The sequence below is a fragment of the Comamonas sp. GW821-FHT11H03 genome, assembly GCF_058807955.1.
The window spans coordinates 96,966-119,380 of record NZ_JBXARF010000012.1; the positions used below are offsets into that span (position 1 = coordinate 96,966).

The 22,415-nt window shown below is 64.5% G+C and carries 12 protein-coding genes and 2 tRNA genes; all 14 read right to left on the reverse strand.

The window, feature by feature from the left end; genetic code table 11:
• Positions 1–20 precede the first annotated feature (20 nt).
• The 14 genes from recD to rpoC all read right to left on the reverse strand — a co-directional run bounded on the left by recD (position 21) and on the right by rpoC (position 22,340).
• On the reverse strand, positions 21–2,111 hold the full coding sequence (gene recD, locus AC1RTQ_RS22165) for an exodeoxyribonuclease V subunit alpha (protein WP_492878959.1): 2,091 nt from the start codon (positions 2,109–2,111) through the stop codon (positions 21–23).
• Positions 2,108–5,920 carry an exodeoxyribonuclease V subunit beta gene (gene recB, locus AC1RTQ_RS22170; RefSeq protein WP_492878961.1) on the reverse strand — a complete coding sequence of 1,271 codons (3,813 nt, stop codon included), beginning with the start codon at positions 5,918–5,920 and terminating at the stop codon, positions 2,108–2,110. The genes recD and recB overlap by 4 nt, the downstream gene beginning before the upstream one ends.
• A complete protein-coding gene (gene recC, locus AC1RTQ_RS22175) occupies positions 5,917–9,471 on the reverse strand; it encodes an exodeoxyribonuclease V subunit gamma (protein ID WP_492878963.1) in 3,555 nt (1,184 codons plus the stop codon). The genes recB and recC overlap by 4 nt, the downstream gene beginning before the upstream one ends.
• A 185-nt stretch (positions 9,472–9,656) precedes the next feature.
• Complete coding sequence (locus AC1RTQ_RS22180; RefSeq protein ID WP_492878965.1) at positions 9,657–10,097, reverse strand: CopD family copper resistance protein; 441 nt, start codon at positions 10,095–10,097, stop codon at positions 9,657–9,659.
• A complete protein-coding gene (locus tag AC1RTQ_RS22185) occupies positions 10,094–10,552 on the reverse strand; it encodes an RrF2 family transcriptional regulator (protein ID WP_302092992.1) in 459 nt (152 codons plus the stop codon). Before AC1RTQ_RS22185 ends, AC1RTQ_RS22180 begins: the two co-directional genes overlap by 4 nt.
• A gap of 13 nt (positions 10,553–10,565) precedes the next feature.
• Positions 10,566–11,825: an NnrS family protein gene (locus AC1RTQ_RS22190; RefSeq protein ID WP_492878967.1), complete on the reverse strand. Its 1,260-nt coding sequence runs from the start codon at positions 11,823–11,825 to the stop codon at positions 10,566–10,568.
• Positions 11,818–12,222 (reverse strand): group III truncated hemoglobin, encoded by a 405-nt coding sequence (locus AC1RTQ_RS22195; RefSeq protein ID WP_492878969.1) that lies wholly within the window; start codon positions 12,220–12,222, stop codon positions 11,818–11,820. The genes AC1RTQ_RS22190 and AC1RTQ_RS22195 overlap by 8 nt, the downstream gene beginning before the upstream one ends.
• A gap of 268 nt (positions 12,223–12,490) precedes the next feature.
• Positions 12,491–12,566: transfer RNA gene (locus tag AC1RTQ_RS22200), tRNA-Phe, on the reverse strand.
• Positions 12,567–12,725: 159 nt separating this feature from the next.
• A tRNA-Phe gene (locus AC1RTQ_RS22205) sits at positions 12,726–12,801 on the reverse strand.
• Positions 12,802–12,886: 85 nt separating this feature from the next.
• The gene (locus AC1RTQ_RS22210; RefSeq protein ID WP_492878971.1) at positions 12,887–13,552 is read right to left on the reverse strand and encodes a response regulator; all 666 of its coding nucleotides are present in this window, start codon (positions 13,550–13,552) and stop codon (positions 12,887–12,889) included.
• A gap of 38 nt (positions 13,553–13,590) precedes the next feature.
• A complete protein-coding gene (locus AC1RTQ_RS22215; protein WP_492878974.1) occupies positions 13,591–15,912 on the reverse strand; it encodes a sensor histidine kinase in 2,322 nt (773 codons plus the stop codon).
• On the reverse strand, positions 15,912–16,481 hold the full coding sequence (locus AC1RTQ_RS22220) for a DUF4390 domain-containing protein (protein WP_302093168.1): 570 nt from the start codon (positions 16,479–16,481) through the stop codon (positions 15,912–15,914). Before AC1RTQ_RS22220 ends, AC1RTQ_RS22215 begins: the two co-directional genes overlap by 1 nt.
• A gap of 43 nt (positions 16,482–16,524) precedes the next feature.
• Entirely contained in the window at positions 16,525–17,910 is a 1,386-nt protein-coding gene (gene rsmB / locus AC1RTQ_RS22225) for a 16S rRNA (cytosine(967)-C(5))-methyltransferase RsmB (protein WP_409811570.1), read from the reverse strand.
• 206 nt (positions 17,911–18,116) lie between these two features.
• Entirely contained in the window at positions 18,117–22,340 is a 4,224-nt protein-coding gene (gene rpoC, locus AC1RTQ_RS22230) for a DNA-directed RNA polymerase subunit beta' (protein WP_302092986.1), read from the reverse strand.
• Positions 22,341–22,415 lie beyond the last annotated feature (75 nt).

Consider the following 22,415-nt stretch of genomic DNA (forward strand, 5'->3'; position numbering starts at 1 on the left):
GACAGGTCCTCACCCATAAGCTACTGAGCACGTTCCATGAATCCCAGCAAACCGCTGCTGCGCTGCGTGGGACTGCCCATCGCCGACACCAGCAGGCCGGGCACTTCGGTCCACAGCGAGAACGCCTTGCGCGCCCGCGTGATGCCGGTATAGACCAGCTCGCGGCTGAGCACATTGCCGCCCTGCGCGGCCAGCACCAGCGCCGTGTGCTCGAACTCCGAGCCCTGGCTCTTGTGCACCGTCATGGCAAATGCGGTCTCCACATGGGCCAGGCGCGCCGTGCTGACATGGTGCAGCTGCTCGCCCTGCATGAAGTACACGCGCAGCCGCGTTGGGTCGGCAAAGCTGGGCAAGGCCATGCCGATGTCGCCATTGAATACGCCCAGCTGCGCATCGTTGCGGGTGACCATCACCGGACGGCCCATATACCACTCGCCCTCCTTGCGTATGGCGCCCATGGCCTGCAAGGCCTGCTCCACCGCGCGGTTCAGGCCCGCCACGCCCCAATTGCCGTCTCGCACGGCGCACAGCAGGCGGTAGCGGTCGAAGGCGGCCAGCACGGCCCTCACCCACTGCTGGTGCTCGGCCTCGGTGGCAAAGCCGAGTCCCTTTCCATGTCCATGTCTTTCCAGCACCTCGGCATAGGCGGCATAGCTGGCCATGCCGCCGCGGCCTTGCACGGCGCTGCGCACCACGGCATCGACGTCACCGCCTTCGCGCGCCCACAGTTCGGCATGCAGACCGGCCTGGGTCTGCGCGCGCAGCAACGCCATCGCAGCCGGTGCATCGCCGGCATTCACGGCCTGCGCCAGCTGACCGATAGGGCCGCCAAAGCGGCGGCTCTCGCGCAGCATGACGGTGTGCTGGGCCAGCGGCAAGGCCCTGGCTGACGCCAGGTACTGCGCTGGCAGGGGCTGGCCGGTCACGCGCTCGGCATAGGCTGCGGTGTCCGGTGCGTAATTGCCCCGCTGCGCATCGCGGCACAGATCGCCCAGCACGGCACCGGCCTCCACCGAGGCGAGCTGATCCTTGTCGCCCAGCAAAATCAGGCGCGCCGTGGGCGGCAGGGCCTGCAGCAAGGCGGCCATCATCTCGAGGTGGATCATGGAGGCCTCATCGACGATGAGCACATCCACATCCAGCGGATTGCCCGCATGGTGGGCAAAGCGCCGCGTGTCAGGCCTGGCACCCAGCAGCGAATGCAGGGTGCGTGCCGCCCCCATGCGCTTGACCAGCGCTTCCAGATCCAGCTCGCGGCCCACGGCCTCCTTCAGCTCCAGCAGCGAGCTGTCGATGGACTGCTTGAGCCGCGCCGCCGCCTTGCCGGTTGGCGCAGCCAGCGCCACGCGCAGCTGCGCGGCATCCGGCGCCGTGGCAAACAGCAGCGCCAGCAGGCGCGCTGCCGTATAGGTCTTGCCCGTGCCCGGCCCGCCGGTGATGACGGACATGTGCCCGCGCAGCGCCAGCGCGCAAGCCAGCTTTTGCCAGTCCACCGCATTCGCGGCAGCGGCGGGCGAGCTGAAAAGCAGCCCCAGCCAGTCGCGCACCCTGGGCTCGTCCAGCGCCGCTGCATCGGCCGCCGTGCGCTGCGCCATATGCGCGGCCACGCTGCGCTCGTAGTCCCAGTAGCGGCGCAGATACAGCAAGGGCGCAGCGCCGTCCAGCAGCACCAGCGGCTGGCCTCGGTCTACCACTACCGCTCCCGGCTGCACGACACGCACCACGGGGCTGCGGCGCAGGGCCTGCAGCCAGTCAGCCAGCCGGCCGGGCAATGGCTCCCATAGCGATTGCTGCAGGCGCTCGGCCTCCTTGGGCCAGGCAAGAATCTGATTGGGATCGCCAGCCAGCGCCTTCAAGGGCAGGCAGCTATGGCCGCGCCCTTCCATCTGCGCCAGCACGGCAGTGGCCACCAGCAGCGCAGGCCCGGCTTCGGCGTCCTGCGCAGCGACAAAGGCCGCCAGGGCGCTATCCAGGCGGCGCAGCAGACCCGCATCGGCCAGTCGCTCCAGCGCGGCCAGCCAGTCCGTGGTGCTCAGTGCCATTGAGTCGCCACCCGCGGGGGCTGCAAACAGGTCCAGCGTCTGCAGATCGGCTTTGCGGCGGCCCTTCATGACTGCTCCTCCTTCGATTCTTTCTCGCAGTTTCCAAGCAGCGCCTCAAGCCCGTCCAGCAGCGCCAGCGGCGGTTTCAGCACATGCATGCCGGCGGCCTCGCCATCGAGACCGCGCAGAAAGAAATAGAGCGCGCCACCCAGCTGTTCGCGGGGGTCGTAAGCCGCGCCCAGCCGGCTTTGCAGCAGGCGGTGCAGAGCCAGCAGATACAGCGCAGCCTGCACGTCATAACGGTGCTCGAGCATGGCCTGCTCCAGCGCCTGAGGGGCGTAGGCATCGCCGTCCTGGCCCAGGTGATTGGTCTTGTAGTCCAGCACCCAGTAGCGGCCGCCATGGTGAAACACCAGGTCGGCAAAACCCATCAGCATGCCGTGCAGCTCGCGCTCGGGCAGCACCGGGCGCGGCTGGCCGGGCAGGATGTGCTGGCGGCACAGCGCGTCGATGTGCGGTGCCGACAGGCGCCGCGCCGGCAGCCAGAACTCCATCTCGGGCAAGAGCGCATCACCTTGGCCCAGTTGCGACAGCGAGACACCGAGCGGCGCCAGCGGCTGGTGCACCACGGCGCGCAGCCATTGCAGCACATCGGCTGCCTGTTCCTTGCGGCCCGCACGCTCGCAGCGGCGCAGCAGTCGGGCCGCCAGGGGCTCACTGCTGTCGGGATCGTCCTCGGGCTGCAGCGCAAAGCCCTCTGCGGCCAGCCATTCCAGCTGGTCGTGCAGGAAATTGCCCACCACCGGGCCGCGCATGAAACGGTGCCACACCGCAGCATCGCTGCGCGCGCCGGCGGCGAATCTGCCCAAGGTGGGCAGGGCGGTCATGACGTCGTTGATGGCGCCCAGGTCCAGCGCAGCTTCACCCGCCTCCTGGGCCTGCAGCGCACGCTCGTCCTCGGCCGGGCTTTGTGCGGCCACCGGCAGGACCGGCAGGCTGGGTGCGGCCATGGCGCGGGTCAGCGACGAAAAGCTGCCAATGCCCCAGCGGCGGTCGAACTGCGCCTCGTACACGGGCGCAGCAGCCAGGGCGGGCAAGGCCTGCGCGGGAACATAGCGCGTGGGCACAGGCAGTTCGGCCGGCAGATCCACCACGGCGATCTGCGTGCAACGCTGGCTCAGGGCCTGGATACTGGCGCGCCAGCTGGCTGCGGCCTGCGAAACATCTCCGGCCAGCAGATAGCCCGCCGCCCCCTGTTCGTTCGCACAGTTTTTGCCGTTGCCGCGCTTCATCGGGGCCAGCCCCATCCACAGCGCATGGCGCGCTCGGGTCAGCGCCACATACAGCAGGCGCAGATCCTCGCGCAGGCGCTCCTTGTCGGCCTGCGCCAGTTGCGCATCGTCGTAGTCCAGCACCAGCTCGCGCGCGGGTGCGCCATCGATCTGCACGGGCAGCGAAAGATAGGCCGCCTTGCCGTCCACGGGCCGGAAGCTGCCGCCAAACGGCAGGCAGACCAGCGGATACTCCAGCCCCTTGCTCTTGTGCACGGTGACGACCTTGACCAGATCGGCGTCCGATTCCAGCCGCACGATCTGCGCATCGCCGGCCGCGCCCGGACTCTCGATCTGGGTGGCCAGCCAGCGGATCAGCGCCTGCTCGCCCTCCAGCTGGGCACTCGCACCTTGCAACAGCTCGGCCAGGTGCAGATAATTGGTCAGACGGCGCTCGCCGCCCATGTTCTGCAGCCAGCGTGCCGGCAATTCAAAGCGGTACAGCGTCTGGCGCAGCATGGCCAGCACGCCCAGGCGCAGCCAGAGGCTGTGCAGCTCCTTGAGCAGCTCGCTGCGCGCATCGAAGGCCTCGTCATCGCTGGCCAGCCAGGCCAGCTCGTCAAACGACAGACCCATCATGGGCGTGGCCAGACCGGCGCGCACGGCCAGTCCGTCCAGGGGCGCAGCCACGGCACGCAGCCACAGCAGCAGGTCTTGCGCCTCGCCGCTGGCGAAGACCGAGTCCTGATCGGAGAGGTATACCGAGGCCACATTGCGCCGCGCCAGCGCGCGGCGCACGGCAGCGGCCTCCTTGCCCGTGCGCACCAGCACCGCGACATCGGCCGGACGCAGGCGCTTGAGCGGCTGGCCGGTCTCGGCAAAGCCCGTGGCACCGTCCATCAGCCACTGCACGATCTGGCTGGCGCAGAACTCCGCCCCACGGCGGCGGATGTCGTCATTGCTCAGCGGCTCATCGCTGCTGCCATCCCAGGCAATGGTCAGCGCGGCCATGCGCTGGCTGCCCTGCATCAGCCGCTCCTTGCGGCCATTTGCCTTGACGCTCTCGAACGGCAGCGGATTGCTCTGCCCGGCGCGGAACATGAACGCGCCCTCGCCTTCGCGCTCTTCAGCCTGCACAAACCATTGGTTGACCGCATCGACCAGCGCCTCGGTGGAGCGGAAGTTGGTGTCCAGCACATAGTGGCGGCCCTCGGTCGCCTGCCTGGCCTGCAGATAGCTGTAGATGTCCGCACCACGAAAGCCGTAGATGGACTGCTTGGGGTCGCCGATCAGCAGCAGCGCGCTGTCCGCGCCGTTGTCTGCCGTGCGGTAGATCTGGTCGAACAGCCGGTATTGCAGCGGCGAGGTGTCCTGGAACTCGTCAATCAGCGCCACCGGGTACTGGGCCGCAATGCCGGCCTGCAGCGCGGGGCCGTTGTCGCCGGCCAGGGCCGCATCCAGGCGCTGCAGCATGTCGGCAAAGCCAAAGGTGCCGGCCTGGCGCTTGAGCCACAACAGGCGCTGGCTCACATGGACGGCCGCATGCAGGCGCAGCGCCACATGGAGGGACGGCAGCTGCGCCAGGGCCTGAAGCAGCTGCTCCAGCTCGGCAAACTCGACAGGCAGCAGCAAGTCCATGGTCGATCCCTTGAAGGCCTCGGCCATGCCCTCGGGACTGAGTCGCTTGCGCGCGGAGTCGCTGAGCTCCAGTTGCCGGTTGTGCGGGTCCTGCGCCCAGGCCGTCAGATGGGCAAACCAGCCCAGGTAGTAGCGTGGCTGCAGCTTGCGTTTGTCCCAGAGTGCTGCGCGGCCATCGAGTTCAGCGTCGATCCAGCGCTGCATGCGCTCGGCTTTGGCCTGCCAATCTGCAGACAGCGCTTGCAACTGCTGCGCACGCTCGGCCTGTGTCCGCGCAATGCATTCACCCAAGGTCCCGGCGCCTGCCGCAGCGGGCACGCTTTCCCGCAGCAGCGACTGCATATCCTTGACCAGGGCCTGCACATCGGGCCAGACCTGCAGCGCCGCCTCCAGCACCTCGCCCGACAGCGGGTAGCACTGCTGGCGCCAGTAATCCTGGGCAGCCTCGGTCTGACGCTGGCTTTCATCGGCCTCCAGCGTTTCATCAAACAGATTGCCGCTGTCGAACGCATGCTCGCGCAGCATGCGCTGGCACCAGGCGTCTATGGTGTGGATGGCCGCATCGTCCATGCACTGCGCAGCCATGTCCAGCCGCCAGGCGGCAGTGTCGCGCTGCACGCCCTCGGCATAGGCATCGCGCAGGTCGCGCAAGAAGATGTCGTGCGCTGCCGGCTCGGCCTCGCCGCGAAAGCACTGCACGGCCTCGATCAGGCGTGCACGAATGCGGTCCGACAGCTCGCGCGTGGCGGCCCGCGTGAAGGTCATGACCAGGATATCGGGCGGCATCAAGGGCCTGGAAAAACCGTTCTCGGCGCCATGGCCCAGTACCAGCCGCAGATAGAGTGCGGCAATCGTCCAGGTCTTGCCTGTGCCCGCGCTGGCCTCGATCAGGCGCGAGCCCCAGAGCGGGAAATGCAGGGGCTGCAGCGCCTGGCTGCCGGGCTTCATGGGGTTGGCGGGCGTGCTCATGCCGGCTCTCCTGGTTGTTCGTCCTGGTCTGCGCACTGCATCAAGGGCAGATCCTCGGTCTGCACCTGCGCGGCCAGCCAGTCATGCAGCGGGCCATAGACCTGCTTGGCCAGAGCGTGAAAGCGCAGATCGGCCGTCAGCGCCTCCCAGTCGGGGTAGCAGCGCGCCCAGCTGGGGTCTTCGCATTCGCCGCCCATCATGTAGCCGCCCTCGTAGGCCTGTGCGGCGGCGCTCAGATCGTCCAGGCCGGCGGCGATGGCGGCTTTGAGAGGCAGCGGCAAGGGCTCGTTCTGGCCCGCCAGCCACAGCTGCATCAAGGCCTGCAAGCGCGCCGTGGCCACTTCCGGCTCCAGCGGCTGCACCCAGACCAGGGTGTCGCGTGCGATCACGCCCATCAGCGTGTCGCTGCCCGCGCTTGAAAGCGCCAGACAGCGCACATAAATGGGCAGCAGCTTATGGGCCTGAAGCTCGCCTTTCTTGTTCAACAGCGTGCGCGGCTCCAGTGCGAACCAGCAACGGCCCAAGCCTGCATCCGAAGACTGCTCTTGGCGCTCCTGCAAGCCATCCATCCAGTCATCCAGCGTGACCGCGCCGGAGTGCAGCAGCAAACGCTCGCGCGGCGCCGCATGGGGCCACAGCCGCATCTGCTGCTGCCAGGCCAGCAGCGACGGCGTGGCCTGGGCCTGCAAGGCCTCGGCCTCGCGCCTGCCAAGACCTGCCAGCGGCAGCACGCCGGCACGCCCCAGGCGCTGCACCTGGCGCTGCACCTGCAGGCCCACGTCCAGCGCCGCATCATGCGCCAGCTGCGTGCGCACGCCTTGCTGCAGCTGCTGAATCAGGCCATAGGCGGTCAGGCCATCGACGCTGAAAAGCTCGTCGTCCTCCAGCAGCTCCTCGTCCTGTTCAAAGCGCACCTGCAGGCGATTGCGCAAAAAGCTGCGTGCGGGATGGCGCAGAAATTCCGTCAGGCGCGCCAGCGTCAGCGGCACTTCGGGATCGGGCTCGAACGCGGCCACGACCGGCGGCGCCTGCGCTGCCCGCTCTTCATGCGCGCCATACCATTCGCGCGCGAAGGTCGACAGCGCCGAAGCCTGTTCAAAATAGCGGCGGCTGAAGGGCTGCAAGGGATGCTGGCGGGTACGCTGGGCCAGCAGCAGATCTCCGCGCTCGCTGGCACAAAGGCCTGCGCTGCCTTCGCCCTGCCAGCCCTGGCGCAGATAGTCGCGCAGCTGCGAGACCAGCACCGAGGGCGGCTGCTCGCTGTTGTCGCGCACATTGCGACCGGCCCAGCTGATATAGAGCTTGCTGCGTGCCGACAGCAAGGCATCCAGCATCAGCTGACGGTCATCGTCGCGGCGCGCGCGGTCGCCGGGACGCTGCTGGCCGGGCAAGGCCATCAGATCGAAGTCCACGCGCGTGGCGCGGCGCGGGTAGTCGCCATCGTTCATGCCCAGCAGACACACCACGTCGAAGGGAATCGCGCGCATCGGCATCAGCGTGCAAAAAGTCACGCCGCCGGCGCGAAAGCGCTGGTTGAGCGCGGGCTCGGACAGAGCCTGCAACCAGGCCTCCTGGGCCACTTCCAGCGGAATGAGGGCCTCAAAACCCGCTTGCTCGCAGGCAGCCTGCCAGCCGACCAGGGCCGTGTCGAGTGCTGCGCACAAGGCCTGGTCCTCATCGCCCTGCGCGACAAAGAAATCATCGATCAGTGCACGAAAGCGCTGCGCCCAGACCTGGGGAGAAGCCGCCTCGCCGGCGGTTTGCCACCATTGCAGCATGCGCCCCAGCAGGCTGGCCAGCGATCCGGCCAGCTCGGCCGTCAGGCCGCCCACTTCGTCATAGGGCTCCATGCCGGCAAAAGCCTGTGCCTCGTCGAAGGGGGCCTGCAGCGCCGGCCCGCTGGCATAGCCCAGCAGCATGCGGCGCAGGCCGAACCAGGCGCTGTTGGGATCGCCGCAGGCCGCCAGGCCCAGTTGGGCGCGCTGTGCATGGTTGAGCCCCCAGCGAATTCCCGCGCCGGCCATCCAGTGCGTGAGTTGGGGCAGATCGTCGGCCGCCAGACCCACGCGCGCCGCCACGGCGGGCACATCGAGCAGATCGCACAACTCGCTCAGGCGGCAGCGCTGCTGCGGCAGCTTGAGCAGCCATTGCAGCGCGGTCACCAGCGGGCTGCTGGCGCGCGCGCCCACGTCGGCAATGTCAAACGGAATATGGCGCGCATCGTGGCGGCCGTACTGGCCGAACACCGCGCGGATGGCGGGTGCCGCCTCTTCGATCGACGGCAGCATGACCACCACCTCGCGCGGCGCCGGCGCTGGACGGCCCGCAGCGACAGGCTCGGCCAGCCATTGCAGCAGCTGGTCGTGCAGCACTTCAAGCTCGCGCACCAGGCCATGGGCCTTGTGAAAGACGATGGACTGGTCGGCCGCCGCGATCTCGACCGCAGGGTGCTCCGACATGGGCACCAGATCGCGAATGCGCTGCTGCACCTGGGCCAGCAGCGGTGCGTCGATCAGCTCGCCCGCATCGGCCTCGTCATACACATCCACACGCGGCCAGCCCCATTGCACGGCGGTGTCGCCCGTGGTGTCGAAGGCATCGAGCTGGCGCACATAGTCGCGGCTCTGCCGCCCCCATGCCGCCAGCAGCGGATGGGCATGGGCGTGCATGGCCGCCAGCGGAATCTGCGCCAGGTCCTTGCCGCCCTTGTCGGCATGGCGGCGGCGCTGCTGTCGCAGCAGCTCGCGCCCGTCAATCGCATCGGCCCAGTGAAAACGGCAGGGGTTGGGAACGGCAATCAGCACCTGGCTGTGCTGGGCAATGCCGCTGAGAAACTGCATCAGCGACAGAGGCATCTGGCTCATGCCGAACACCACCACGCGGCGCGCCAGCGGGGTGACCGGCGGCTGGCCGCTTTGCAGCGCGTCCAGAATCCGGGCCAGCAGGGCCGGACGGGTGGCAGCACGCTCCTGTTCATCGAGTTCGGCCAGCACCTTGCGCCACAGCTGGGGCTGCCAGAGCTGCCCTTCGGGAACGGGCGCATCGGGGCGGCCCTCTGTACGCAGCACATCCTCGCCCTTCTGCCAGGCGGCCAGCCAGTCGGCGCGGTAGATCTGATACTGGTCGAACAGGTCGGCCAGCTTTTCGGCCAGCTGCAGCAGGCGCTGCGGCTCGCCGGGGCGCAGAAAGTTGGCAATGGGCGCAAACGCAGGCTCGCCCAGGCATTGCGGCAGCAGACGCATCAGGCGCCAGATCATGGGCGTCTTATCCAGCGGCGAGTCACGCGGCACCTCGTGCCTTCCCAGAATCTGCCGGTAGCTGCGCCAGACAAAGCGCGCCGGCAATTCAACCTGTGCAGCGGCGCACACGCCCTGCTGCTCGGCCATGCGCATCTTGAACCACTCGGCCATGCCGTTGCTTTGCACCAGCACGATCTCGGGCTCCAGCGCGGCCAGAGGGTGAGCGGCCAACCAGGCCAGCACCGTGTCGGCCAACGCTTCGGTGCGATTTCCATGCAGGGCGATCAAGCCCGGTTGCCAATGCGCTGCCACTCACGCCCTCCTGTATTGCCTGCCACGCCAGCGGCGAGCTTAACGCGACTCGAGGGCGCAGCTGCGCAAATCCTTCCGCTCCTGCATCAAGAGCTGCTATCGCTGATCAATCAACGATTTCAAATAGAAAACATATTGAAATTCAGATTAATAAAGCGCAGAAAGCTATCAAATCTGCTCCTCATTCACCAGTGCAGATAGAACATGGCCTTGGCCAGCAGCACGATGACCAGCACATGGCAGAACACACTCAGATGCAGCCTATGCGAGCGCCGTCCGTTGAGCAGCCCTTTGCGGCGCCACCACATGGCCGTGAAGAAATGCAGCAGCACGCTGAGCGCCAGCGCAATCTTGATCGCCATCAGCAGGCCCATGCTGCTGGCCAGCGGATGCGCCAGCAGCGCGCGGTGCTGCCAGGCCAGGCCTGCGCCCGCCGAGTACAGCGCCAGCAACACCCAGGGCATGACAGCGGTAGCGCGCGTGCCCAGTGCCTGCTCCACGGGACGCATATGCTGAGCTGCCACCTTGCCGTGCACGCCGCCCAGCAGAACGACTTCGAAAAACACCGTGCCGGCAAAAGCCACGGCCGCCAGCAGGTGTACGGAGATCAACAGACCGTAGCTCATGCGTGTTCCTCTTTGAGTCTCCGGATGGTCTGCAGTGACGGCACGCTGCCTGCAGGCTTTTGAACCATCAGGTCCGCCAGGCTGAAACCGTCCAGATGCTCCACAAAGCGGTTCAGTGCACCTTGCAGCATGCCGGTCAAACGGCAGTCGCCCGTCAAGGCACATTGATTGCTGCCACCCAGGCATTCCACCAGCGCAAAGTCCGGCTCCATGTCTCGCACCACGGCGCCCACGCTGATCTGCTGTGGCGCATGGGCCAGGCGCATGCCGCCGCCCTTGCCGCGCACGGTCTCTATCCAGCCCTGGCGGGCCAGTTGGTGCGTCACCTTCATCAGGTGCGCTTCGGAAATACAATGCGCCTGCGCAATCTCGGCAATCGTGCACAACCGCTCGGGGTGCCGTGCCACATGCATGAGCAGACGCAGCGCATAGTCGGTCATCAGGGTCAGGCGCATCCATCCGCTCCGTTCAAACAGGTTTTCCGGGGCGGGCCGCCCGCGCAGCCACTTGCACCACGGGCTGACTCGCCTGCTGCAGGCGCGGCCGGATCAGCAATGGCGCAAAGCGCCACAGATACAGCGCAAACGCCAGTACCCAGACCAGCGCCGAGGCATGCTGCGCGGCCAGTGCCAAACTCGTCGGCCACAGAGCCAGCAGCCGCAGCACGGCGGCAGCCAGCACCAGCCCATACATGGTCACCATGGCGCAGTCGGTGCGCAACGGCCGGCCCAGATGACCCAACGCAGTACGCGTCACCATGCCGATGATCAGCACCGCAAAGCCGGCCACGGCTATCACATGCACCGGCCAGGCCAGGCGCAGCACCCAGCCGCCCGCCTGGGCCGCTGCCACCAACAGGCCCGCGCCCAGGGCCGCATGGCCCAGGTACAGAATCCACAGCAGCGGCACCTGGCGCACGGCCCAGGGCTTCCAGGCCAGCACCTGCCACAGCGTCAACATCCCCGCCAGGGTCAAAGCCGCCACCCAGCCTGAAGTCCAGCCCAGCAGCAGGCAGGCAACAGCCAGCACGCCGGCGCCCAGTTGCCACTGACCGCTGGCCGTGTGCATGGGAATCTGCAGCCCCGCCACCGCCCGCATGGCAAAGAACGGAATCACGCGCCGCGCCACCAGCAGCGCGATCACGGCCATGCACAGCAGGCCGGAATAAAGGTATTGCATCAGCGCGGCATAGTCGCGGCCCTGCCAGATGGTGCACAGATACAGCGCATCGGTCACGCCAAGACCCAGCATCAGCAGCGGCAGGCCATAGTTACGCCGGCTGCGCGCCATATAGATCACCCGGCCCAGCGCCACGGCAGCGACGCCGAAGAACAGCAACTCACACACAACGGCCAAAACAAAAGCCGTATCGCCTGCTGCCAGAAAGCCCGCACGCGCAATCACCCACAACAGACACAGGCCACCCAGCGCTCGGCCCTGCATCGGGTTGCGCCCGGTCCAGTTGGCAGCCGCCGTCAGCAGAAAGCCCACGGCAATCGTCGCCACAAAGGCCCAGAGCATTTCGTGTGCATGCCACAGCACACCGCCGAGTCGCCCCACCAGCCACTTCGGCGCGAACACCCACAGCGCCACCGACACTGCAGCCCACAGACAACCCGCGATGTACAAGGGTCTGAAGCCCAGCTCCAGAAAAGCGTGCCATTGCGGTGCTGGCATCTTTGGCTGGGCAGCAGAGCGCGGCTCCTCGATCTGCAGCAGCTCAGGCATGGCTCACCCCTTCCGGCAGCGCTTGGGGGTCGCGGCTCATCTGGTAGCCCATCCACAAGCTTTGCGCAATGCGGCGCGCGGCCTGCCCCGCCTGCTCGGCCATGGCTCGGTTGGGCTGCTCGGCCAACGTGGCGTCGAACAGACCCAGCCAACGCTCGAACCGCTCCATGCTGAGCCCCGGCAGCGCTGCATGCTTGGGCATGGGGGCGCCCGAAAACCGCGCCGTGCGCCGCAGAATGGCCGACCAGAAATCCGTCAGCTTGGCCAGATGATGGTCCCAGTTGACGATGTGCGTGTTGAAGATGGGCCCCAGCACCTCGTCCTGGCGCACACGCGCATAGAAGGCATGCACCAGGATGGAAACTTCCTCTTCGGTGCACAGTTCCTTGGTATCCATTGCAACTCCTTCCAGCCATTGCTGCGACATAAGATGTATTTATTGCATATCTTATGAAGCACGACCAGTTGCAACAATCAAAAGCCTGATGCAGCGCAAATACCGCGTCACTCCAGACCACGGCTTGCGCAAATCGGATTCAAGCAAGCGCTTCCCGCAAGAAAGCCGTCTTCACTCGTTCTGGTTAGCGCAGGTCCTAGAGATGACAGCATCCACTGCACCTACCAACAAAAAACCCCAGCACCTTCCAGTGCAGGGGTTTTGAATCTGGTGGCCTGGGACGGAATCGAACCGCCGACACAAGGATTTTCAATCCTCTGCTCTACCGACTGAGCTACCGGGCCTTTGCTATTCAGCGCTTGTTTGCTGAGCCGCTGATTATAGGCATATTTTTTCACCCTCGAATTCTGACCAGGCATCACATCCAGCGATGCAAGCAATCGGCGAAAACAGGTCCGAATAGAGAAAAGCGCCAGATCATTGCTGATCTGGCGCTTTATGTTTGGTGGCCTGGGACGGAATCGAACCGCCGACACAAGGATTTTCAATCCTCTGCTCTACCGACTGAGCTACCGGGCCTTTTTTTCGGCGCCCTTGAGCGCCGAAGCCACGATTATAGGCACACTTTTCGACCCGAAATCGAAAACTGCGATTTTTTTGAAAATTATCCGCGGCGATTGCGTCCGAGGTCCACGCCCAGCTGGCGCAGCTTGCGGTACAGATGGGTGCGCTCAAGGCCGGTCTTCTCGGCCACGCGCGTCATGGAGCCGCCTTCACGTGCCAGGTGGAATTCGAAATAGGCTTTTTCAAAGCCGTCGCGCGCCTCGCGCAAGGGACGGTCAAGATCGAAGCCCTGGTGCGAATTGGGCAGATTGTCTTCCGCCGCCTGGGCCGTGATGCTGACCACGGCCGATGCAGCCGTGCCGTTGCTGGCATGCACCGCAGTTTCCGAGCCCTGGCTGGCCGTGCTGCGCGCCAGCCCCTGCTCCACCGCCTTGAGCAGCTTCTGCATGGTGATGGGCTTTTCGAGGAAGGACAGCGCGCCGATGCGCGTTGCCTCGACGGCCGTCTCGATAGTCGCATGACCGCTCATCATGATGACTGGCATGGTGAGCTGACCGGCCGTAGCCCATTCCTTGAGCAAGGTGACGCCGTCGGTGTCCGGCATCCAGATGTCCAGCAGCACCAGATCGTAGTTGTTGGTCGCCCTGGATACGCGTGCCTGCGTGGCGTTCTCCGCCACGTCCACACTATGACCTTCGTCGTTGAGGATTTCCGACAACAAATCCCGGATCCCCAGTTCGTCGTCGACCACTAGTATGTTTGCCATGTGTCTAAAGCCTGTTGCTATGCCTTGTGCGAAACGGATCAAGCCGCCCCTGCACGGTCGTTAGGTACAAATGATAGCGACACTCTCGCGCCTTGCACTACCCCGTCTTCCTCTCGATTACCCAGGTCCACTCTTGCGCCATGCTCGTCGGCGATTTTTTTGACCACCGCCAAACCCAGGCCGGTGCCGCGGGTCTTGGTGGTCACATAGGGCTCGAAGGCTCTTTGAAGAATATTGGGAGCAAAACCTGTGCCACTGTCGCTGATGCTCAGGCGCACACGCTGGGCCGTGTCCATCCAGCGGGTTTCGATGGTGACGGATCCTGGAGTCTGCCCTGTTTCCTGCGCTCTTTGCGCCGTGGAATCTTGCGCATTTTGCAAAAGATTGTGGATGACCTGACGCAATTGCTGGCTATCGCCCTGAATCAACGGACAGGCCTCGTCGAGCGATGCCTCCACACGCACCGACGCATTCTCTTCACCATAGAGCTGCAGCACCTCCGCGACCAGTGCATTCAGATCCAGCGCTTGCAGATTGGCAGCCGGCAAACGTGCGTATTCGCGAAACTCATCGACCAGACGCTTCATGGCCCCCACCTGATCGACGATAGTCTTCACGGATTTGGCCAGCAGCGCCTGCTCCGCAGGTTGCAGCTTGTCGGTCAGCTTCATGGCCAGACGTTCGGCAGACAGCTGAATCGGCGTCAGCGGATTCTTGATCTCATGCGCCACGCGACGCGCCACCTCGCCCCAGGCCTGTGCACGCTGGGCCGAGACGATTTCCGAGATATCGTCAAACACCAGCAGGCGCTGGTCCTCGGGCAGCTCCGCACCTCGCATGACCAGGCTGGTGGTGTTGTGCACCACATCGCCATTGCCATTGCCGGCATCCAGTTCATAGACCTGCTGCCAGCGGTCCCGCCCCTGCTGGGCCGAAGCATCGCCCAGGAAGATCTCGAACTGCTCCTGCACTACGCGCGCAAAGTCCTGCAGGCCCGAGACATCGCGCAGGCGCTTGCCCTGGAATACCGCCATGGGCGCACGCAGAATGCGTGTCGCGCCAGGGTTGCTGAGCACGATGCGTCCGGCTCGATCGAGCACGATGACGCCCGAGGTGAGGTTGTCCAGAATGGTCTGCAGATTGCTGCGCGCCGCATCGAGCTGCAGCAGATTGCGGTTGGCGTCGGAGCGTGCGTCAGCCAGTTGCTGGGTCATGACGGCAAAGGAGCGCGTCAGCCCGCCAATCTCGTCCTTGCTCTGCAGCGCGGGCTTGGGGCGCAGATCGCCACGCGCCACATCGCGCATGCCCTGGGCCAGCAGCAGCAACGGCTTGGCCAGCTGGTTGCCCAGTACCACGGCCAGCACCACGGCGCCGAACACCGCCAGAAAGAGCGCCAGCGTCAGAGTGCCGATATACATGCGCTGCAATCCACCGCGAGCAAGTGCTCGCTCCTGATACTCGCGATTGGCCTCCTGCACGGCCAGGGCATTGCTGACCAGGGCTTGCGGCAGGGGAATCGTGGCCTGCAGATAACGCGCCTCCTCCAACAGATTCACTGCCGAGCTGGGCACCAGCGCCAGTGTGCGCACCTTGGCGTTGGCCGCAGCCTGATCGGCAGGCACATCGCCGGCATCATCCAGGCCTTCGATGCTGGCCACGGCACGCTGGCCGGCCTGCTCCTTCAAGCTTCGCAGCAGCTGGGTGTTGGGCCGCTCCGGCGCCAGGCTGAACTGAGACTGACCGGCACTGGCAATGGCCTTGCCCGATGCATTCCAGAGCACCACATCGGAGGCACCGATCTGATCGCGGATACGCTCCAGCATTAGAGCCGCCCCTGCATCCGAAGTCTGAGACAGCTGAAGGCCTGCCGTGCGGGTGTTGTTGGCCATGTCATTGGCCACGGTGTCCAGCGTGGCACTGGCCAGGCTCACGCCCGCAGACAAGGCCCCCTCGACCTTGACGTCAAACCAGCTCTCTATCGAGCGCGAAACAAACTGGTAGGACACGACATAGATCAACAAGCCCGGCAGCAGACCCACCAAGGTGAAGATGCCTGCCAGCTTGAGCAGCAGCTTGCTGCCAAAACGCCCGCGCCTGAGCCGCAGAGCCAGGCGCAAACCGCCCCAGAACAGCACCAGCAGCAGCAATCCGGCCACCACTACATTGGCAGCAAACAGCCAGTTGTAGTTGCGCTCGTAGGCCAGCCGGTTATTCGTGGCCAGGGTCAGCAGGAACAGCAGCAAAACGCCCACCACCACCATCAGCGCCACGCCCGTGCCCACGGCCAAGCGCGTAGCGCGCGACCAGCGTGTGGCAGAGGAGCCGGTGGCTTCGCCATCCGGGAGCTTGATGTCAGCCATCAGGGAGCGGCCTCCAGCGTCTGCGTGCGCGACAGTTGCAGATTCCAGCCCGAGCGCCCCAGCGCCCCAATCTGCAAAGGTCTGGGCAGGGACGACAGATCTACGCGAAAGCGCAGTTGCACCGAGACGCCCGAGGTAGAGCTCAGCTGGCCGGACTCCAGAATCTTCCAGCGGTAAATGCGTTGAATGGCTGCGATAGCATCCTCTAGTTGCTCATAGGACTGGCCCAGCGCCAGTCCGGTGCCGCTGCCGCCGGTGAAGGCGGAATTGGAGATATGCAAACGCCAGCGCTTGGTCAGCGGCTGGTACGTAATGCGGTAATAGCGGGTGGCGACACCCAATTGCTGATCGGACCAGTACCAGCGCTCGCGCTGCACCTGAGCCTCGGCAATGAAATACATGGGAATGCCCTGACGCAGGGCGTCTTCCACCTGGCCGGGCAGCTCGAACTGCAGATTGGCCGAGAGAAACACTCCCTCTTCGGTACGCGTGAGCTGCATGGAGCTGATATCCGGCGGCACGGTATCAGCCCGGGCCAGCAGGAAAAACAGGGACAGTGCCAGCACCAGCGAAACTGCGCGAGCCACAGGCCACAAGGCCCCCGCTACAGCGTTAGCGCAATTTTTCCAGCAGAGCGTAAAAAAAGCCGTCGTGGTCACCCAGGGGATTGTCTGCCACGGAATCGTGTTTGGCAGCCTTGCCGGGAATTAAATGACCCGGAGCAGGCAAGCTGGCCGCCGTAGTGTTGCGTGCAAGAAACGCTTGCATCTGTGCATCGCCCTCGGCCTTGAAGACCGAGCAGGTGCAATAGACCATGCGGCCACCGGGCTGCAGCAGCGGCCACAGGGTATCGAGCAGCCTGGACTGTATGTCTGCCAGCTGGGCCACATCGCTCTCACGGCGCAGCCAGCGCACATCGGGCTGGCGACGCACAATGCCCGATGCCGTGCAAGGCGCATCGAGCAAGATGGCATCGAAGGGCTGGGCGCCGCATTGCGATTCGAACCAGTCCTTTGGCGCGGACGCATCGGCCACCAGCACCTTGGCCTTCAAGCCCAGGCGCGACAGGGTTTCATCGATGCGGCGAGCCCGCTCGGGGTCGATCTCCAGGGCCGTGACTTCGATGCTGCCGGGCGCGGCGCGCTCAAGCAGATGAGCGGTCTTGCCGCCGGGCGCCGCACAGGCATCCAGCACGCGCAGCGGGCGCCCCTGGGGCTGGGACAAGCCGGCCAGCAGCAATGGGGCCGCGGCCTGCGCCGCACCGTCCTGCACCGAGGCCCAGCCCTCTTCAAAATGCGGCAGCTCCTGCACGGGCACGGCCTGCTCCAACTGCAGACCACACTCGGCGACAGCTGTCGCCTTCAGGTTCATCGCCTGCAGCGCAGTCTGATACTGGGCTGCAGTGCTTTTCTGCGCATTGACGCGCAGCGTCATGGGCGGCTGGGCATTGTTGGCCACCAAAATGGCCTGCCAATCCTGGGGGTGGTCTTTCTTGAGCCGGGCAATCCACCAGGCGGGGTGATTCCAGGCGGCCACGGGATCGTTGTCGGTGGCGCTCACCAGGGCATCGCGCTCGCGCAGAAAGCGGCGCAGACAGGCATTGATGAAGCCGGACTGCGCGCGTGCCGCACCGTTCTTGGCGGCTTCCACGGCCTGGTTGACCAGGGTGAAGGGCGGGTAAGGGGCTTGCGCCTCATCCCAGGCCAGAGCCAGCGCCGTGCTCAGCAAGGCACTGACCTTGGGCGCCGGGGCGCGCGGCGCCAGCTGCCTTTGCAGCGCCTGGGCACGCCCCAGATTGCGCAGCACCTGGAACAGCAAGGCCTGCACTCCCGGACGCAAGCGCTGCGGCACCTGTGCCAGCACAGCCTTGCTGGACTGGCCACCCAGGATGCCGTGCAAGGCCTTGGCCACTGCATCCAGCTGTTGCCACAGGGCAGGAGCGTTGGGCACGGCAGCACCAGCAGCGGCGTTCTTGGGTTGGGAAGGCTTGGAAGTCATGAAGAGCAGACCTGAAAAACTTGGAAAACTGACGCAGACAGGAAGGCACAGCGGGCATGTCCATCGACAAGCGCCATGCTGGATCCGAACTTGCGCAAGTCGTGTCTTGATCAATGAAAAACGCTCCCGTCTGCACAAGGCAGAGCGGGAGCGCGGTGCATCAGCAGCGAACCGCAGCCGTTGCCGGCCGCGGCCCAGAGCCCTGCTTAGTTGGCAGAGGCGTCGCCAGCAGGTGCTTCGACGTCATCAGCCAGCACGCCGGCCAGCTCGGCTTCTTCCGCTTCGGCGATGGCACGACGCTCGGCATCGTCCATTTCGTCCTTGGCCTTGCGAGCCTGGTGATAGGCCAGACCGGTACCGGCGGGGATCAGACGACCCACGATCACGTTTTCCTTCAGGCCACGCAGTTCGTCGCGCTTGCCCATGATGGCAGCTTCGGTCAGAACACGGGTGGTTTCCTGGAAGGAAGCCGCAGAGATGAACGAGTCGGTCGACAGCGAAGCCTTGGTAATACCCAGCAGCACGTTGGAGTACGTGGCAGGCAGCTTGCCTTCCTTCTGCATCTGTTCGTTGGTGTTGAGCACCTCGGAACGCTCGACCTGTTCACCCTGGATGTAGGTGGTATCGCCAGAGTTCTCGATGATCACGCGACGCAGCATCTGACGCACGATCACTTCGATGTGCTTGTCGTTGATCTTCACACCCTGCAGGCGGTAAACGTCCTGCACCTCGTCCACGATGTAGCGCGACAGCTCTTCGATACCCAGCAAACGCAGGATGTCTTGAGGATCGGCAGGACCGTCAACGATGGACTCGCCCTTGTTCACTACCTGGCCTTCGTGGACCAGAATGTTGCGCTCCTTGGGCACCAGTTCTTCCCAGACCTTGCCTTCCAGATCGGTGATCTGCAGGCGGATCTTGCCCTTGGTTTCCTTGCCGAAGGACACGGTACCGGTCATCTCGGCCAGCGTGCCCTTGTCCTTGGGCGTACGGGCTTCGAACAGTTCGGCCACACGGGGCAGACCACCGGTAATGTCGCGGGTCTTCTGACCTTCCACTGGGATACGGGCCAGCACTTCGCCGGGGCCTACGTCCTGGCCGTCGCGCACCTGAATCAGGGCGCCGACCTGGAAGCCGATCGTCACGGCATGGTCGGTACCAGGGATCTTGACTTCCTGGTTGTTGGCGTCGATCAGCTTGACCTGGGGACGCACCACCTTGGCAGAGCCACGACGCTTGGGGTCGATCACCACCAGAGTGGACAGACCGGTCACTTCGTCGACCTGCTTGGCCACCGTCAGACCTTCTTCCACATTCTCGAAACGCACTTGACCGGCGTATTCGGTAATGATGGGTCGAGTCAGCGGGTCCCAGTTCGCCAGGATCTTGCCGGCCTTGATGGCTTCATCGGGCTTGATGGTCAGCACGGCGCCGTAAGGCACCTTGTGACGCTCGCGCTCGCGGCCGTTTTCGCTGATCACGATCTCGCCGGAACGCGAAATCACCACCAGCTCGCCCTTGGTGTTGGACACATAGCGCATCGTGCTGTTGAAGCCGATCACGCCATTGGACTTGGCTTCCACGCTCGAAGCGATGGCAGCGCGCGAAGCGGCACCACCGATGTGGAAGGTACGCATGGTCAGCTGCGTGCCGGGTTCACCGATGGACTGGGCAGCGATCACGCCCACGGCTTCGCCGAGGTTGATCAGGCCGCCACGACCCAGGTCGCGACCGTAGCAGGTGGCGCACAGGCCGAAACGGGTTTCGCAGGTCAGAGCCGTACGCACCTTGATTTCGTCCACGCCCTGAGCTTCCAGCTCTTCGATGGTGTCTTCGTCAAGCAGGGTACCGGCAGGCACCAGCACGGCACGGGTTTCGGGGTGCAGCACTTCTTCGGCGGTCGAACGGCCCAGCACGCGGTCGCGCAGGGATTCGATCACTTCACCGCCTTCGACGATGGCGCGCATCAGATAGCCGTTGGAGGTACCGCAATCCTGTTCGTTCACGACCAGATCCTGCGTCACGTCCACCAGACGACGAGTCAGGTAACCGGAGTTAGCCGTCTTCAGCGCCGTGTCGGCCAGACCCTTACGGGCACCGTGGGTCGAGATGAAGTACTGCAGCACGTTGAGGCCTTCGCGGAAGTTCGCGGTGATAGGCGTCTCAATGATGGAGCCGTCAGGCTTGGCCATCAGACCACGCATACCGGCCAGCTGACGAATCTGCGCTGCGGAGCCGCGGGCGCCGGAGTCGGCCATCATGTAAATCGCGTTGAACGATTCCTGATCGACTTCGTTGCCGTGACGGTCGGTGGTCTTCTGGACCTTGAGCTGGTCCATCATCACCTTGGACACGTCGTCGCCGGCCTTGCCCCAGATGTCCACCACCTTGTTGTAGCGCTCGCCGGAGGTCACCAGACCCGAGACGTACTGCTGCTCGATTTCCTTCACTTCGGACTCTGCGCGGGCCAGGATATCGGCCTTTTGCGGAGGCACCAGCATGTCGTCGATGGAGATCGAGATACCAGCGTGCGTGGACAGACGGAAACCGTTTTGCAACAGCTTGTCGGCAAACACGACCGTGGCCTTCAGACCGCACTTGCGGAAGGAGGCGTTGATCAGCTTGGAGATTTCCTTCTTCTTCAGCGCCTTGTTCATGTTGCTGAAAGCCAGGCCCTTGGGCAGGATTTCAGACAGCAGGGCACGGCCCACGGTGGTTTCCACGAGCGAGGTCACGGGCTCGAATTCGCCGGTTTCCTTGTTCTTGTTCCACTCGGTCAGGCGCACGCTGATCTTGGCGTGCAGTTCGGTCTCGCCGGCATCCAGAGCGCGTTGCAGCTCCATCAGGTCGGCAAACACCATGCCTTCGCCCTTGCCGTTGATCTTTTCACGCGTGGCGTGATACAGACCCAGCACCACGTCCTGGGAAGGAACGATGGAGGGTTCGCCCGAAGCGGGGAACAGCACGTTGTTCGAGGCCAGCATCAGCACGCGGGCTTCCATCTGCGCTTCCACAGACAGGGGCACGTGAACAGCCATCTGGTCACCGTCGAAGTCGGCGTTGAAGGCCGCGCAGACCAGCGGGTGCAGTTGCAGGGCCTTGCCTTCGATCAGGATGGGCTCGAAAGCCTGGATACCCAGACGGTGCAGCGTAGGCGCACGGTTGAGCATGATGGGGTGTTCCTTGATGACTTCTTCAAGGATGTCCCACACCACGGGCGTACCGGCTTCCACTTCCTTCTTGGCAGCCTTGATGGTCGTGGCGATGCCGCGCTGCTCGAGCTGCGCGAAGATGAAGGGCTTGAACAACTCCAGCGCCATCAGCTTGGGCAGACCGCACTGGTGCAGCTTGAGGTAAGGACCCACGGTAATCACGGAACGACCGGAGTAGTCCACGCGCTTGCCCAGCAAGTTCTGACGGAAACGACCGCTCTTACCCTTGATCATGTCGGCCAGGGACTTCAGGGCACGCTTGTTGGCGCCCGTCATGGCCTTGCCGCGACGGCCGTTGTCCAGCAGCGAGTCAACCGCTTCTTGCAACATGCGCTTTTCATTGCGAGCAATGATTTCGGGAGCCTTCAGCTCCAGCAGGCGGCGCAGACGCGAGTTACGGTTAATAACGCGGCGGTACAGGTCGTTCAGGTCGGAAGTGGCGAAACGGCCACCGTCCAGGGGCACCAGAGGACGCAGATCGGGAGGCAGCACAGGCAGCACTTCCATCACCATCCAGCCGGGCTTGATACCAGACTTCTTGAACGCTTCCAGCAGCTTCAGGCGCTTGGCATTCTTCTTGACCTTGACTTCGGAGCCGGTCAAGTCGTTGCGCAGGCGTTCGATCTCGATGTCGATATCGATGCCTTCGAGCAGATCCTTGATGCCTTCAGCGCCCATCTTGGCGGTGAATTCGTCGTAGCCGTACTCGAGTTGCTTGGCGTCGTAGTCGTCCTCGGTCATGATGCTGAACTTCTTCAGCGGAGTCATGCCGGGGTCGGTCACCACATAGGCTTCGAAGTACAGCACGCGCTCGATGTCGCGCAGCGTCATGTCCAGCACCAGGCCCAGGCGCGAAGGCAGGGACTTCAGGAACCAGATGTGGGCGCAGGGCGCGGCCAGGTCGATGTGACCCATGCGTTCGCGACGCACCTTGGTCTGCGTGACTTCAACGCCGCACTTCTCGCAGATCACACCGCGGTGCTTGAGGCGCTTGTACTTGCCGCACAGGCATTCGTAGTCCTTGATCGGGCCAAAGATCTTGGCGCAGAACAGACCATCACGCTCGGGCTTGAAAGTACGGTAGTTGATCGTTTCAGGCTTCTTCACTTCACCGAAAGACCAGGAACGGATCTTCTCGGGCGAGGCCAGACCGATCTTGATGGCATCGAAATGCTCATCAGGCGTAAATTGCTTGAACAGGTCGAGTAGCGATTTCATGTAACTCTTTCCTTTTCGTCAAAAATCATTGCAGCCACCGCTGGATTTGCCTTGGTTTCAGCAACGAACCAAGCG

Bases quoted from the DNA above. Each gene is read 5' to 3' on its own strand.
- AC1RTQ_RS22195 (WP_492878969.1), bottom strand. From the start codon at position 12,222: ATGGATACCAAGGAACTGTGCACCGAAGAGGAAGTTTCCATCCTGGTG.
- AC1RTQ_RS22180 (WP_492878965.1), bottom strand. From the start codon at position 10,097: ATGAGCTACGGTCTGTTGATCTCCGTACACCTGCTGGCGGCCGTGGCT.
- recD (WP_492878959.1), bottom strand. From the start codon at position 2,111: ATGAAGGGCCGCCGCAAAGCCGATCTGCAGACGCTGGACCTGTTTGCA.
- rpoC (WP_302092986.1), bottom strand. From the start codon at position 22,340: ATGAAATCGCTACTCGACCTGTTCAAGCAATTTACGCCTGATGAGCAT.
- AC1RTQ_RS22190 (WP_492878967.1), bottom strand. From the start codon at position 11,825: ATGCCTGAGCTGCTGCAGATCGAGGAGCCGCGCTCTGCTGCCCAGCCA.
- AC1RTQ_RS22185 (WP_302092992.1), bottom strand. From the start codon at position 10,552: ATGCGCCTGACCCTGATGACCGACTATGCGCTGCGTCTGCTCATGCAT.
- AC1RTQ_RS22210 (WP_492878971.1), bottom strand. From the start codon at position 13,552: ATGGCAAACATACTAGTGGTCGACGACGAACTGGGGATCCGGGATTTG.
- recB (WP_492878961.1), bottom strand. From the start codon at position 5,920: ATGAGCACGCCCGCCAACCCCATGAAGCCCGGCAGCCAGGCGCTGCAG.
- AC1RTQ_RS22215 (WP_492878974.1), bottom strand. From the start codon at position 15,912: ATGGCTGACATCAAGCTCCCGGATGGCGAAGCCACCGGCTCCTCTGCC.
- rsmB (WP_409811570.1), bottom strand. From the start codon at position 17,910: ATGACTTCCAAGCCTTCCCAACCCAAGAACGCCGCTGCTGGTGCTGCC.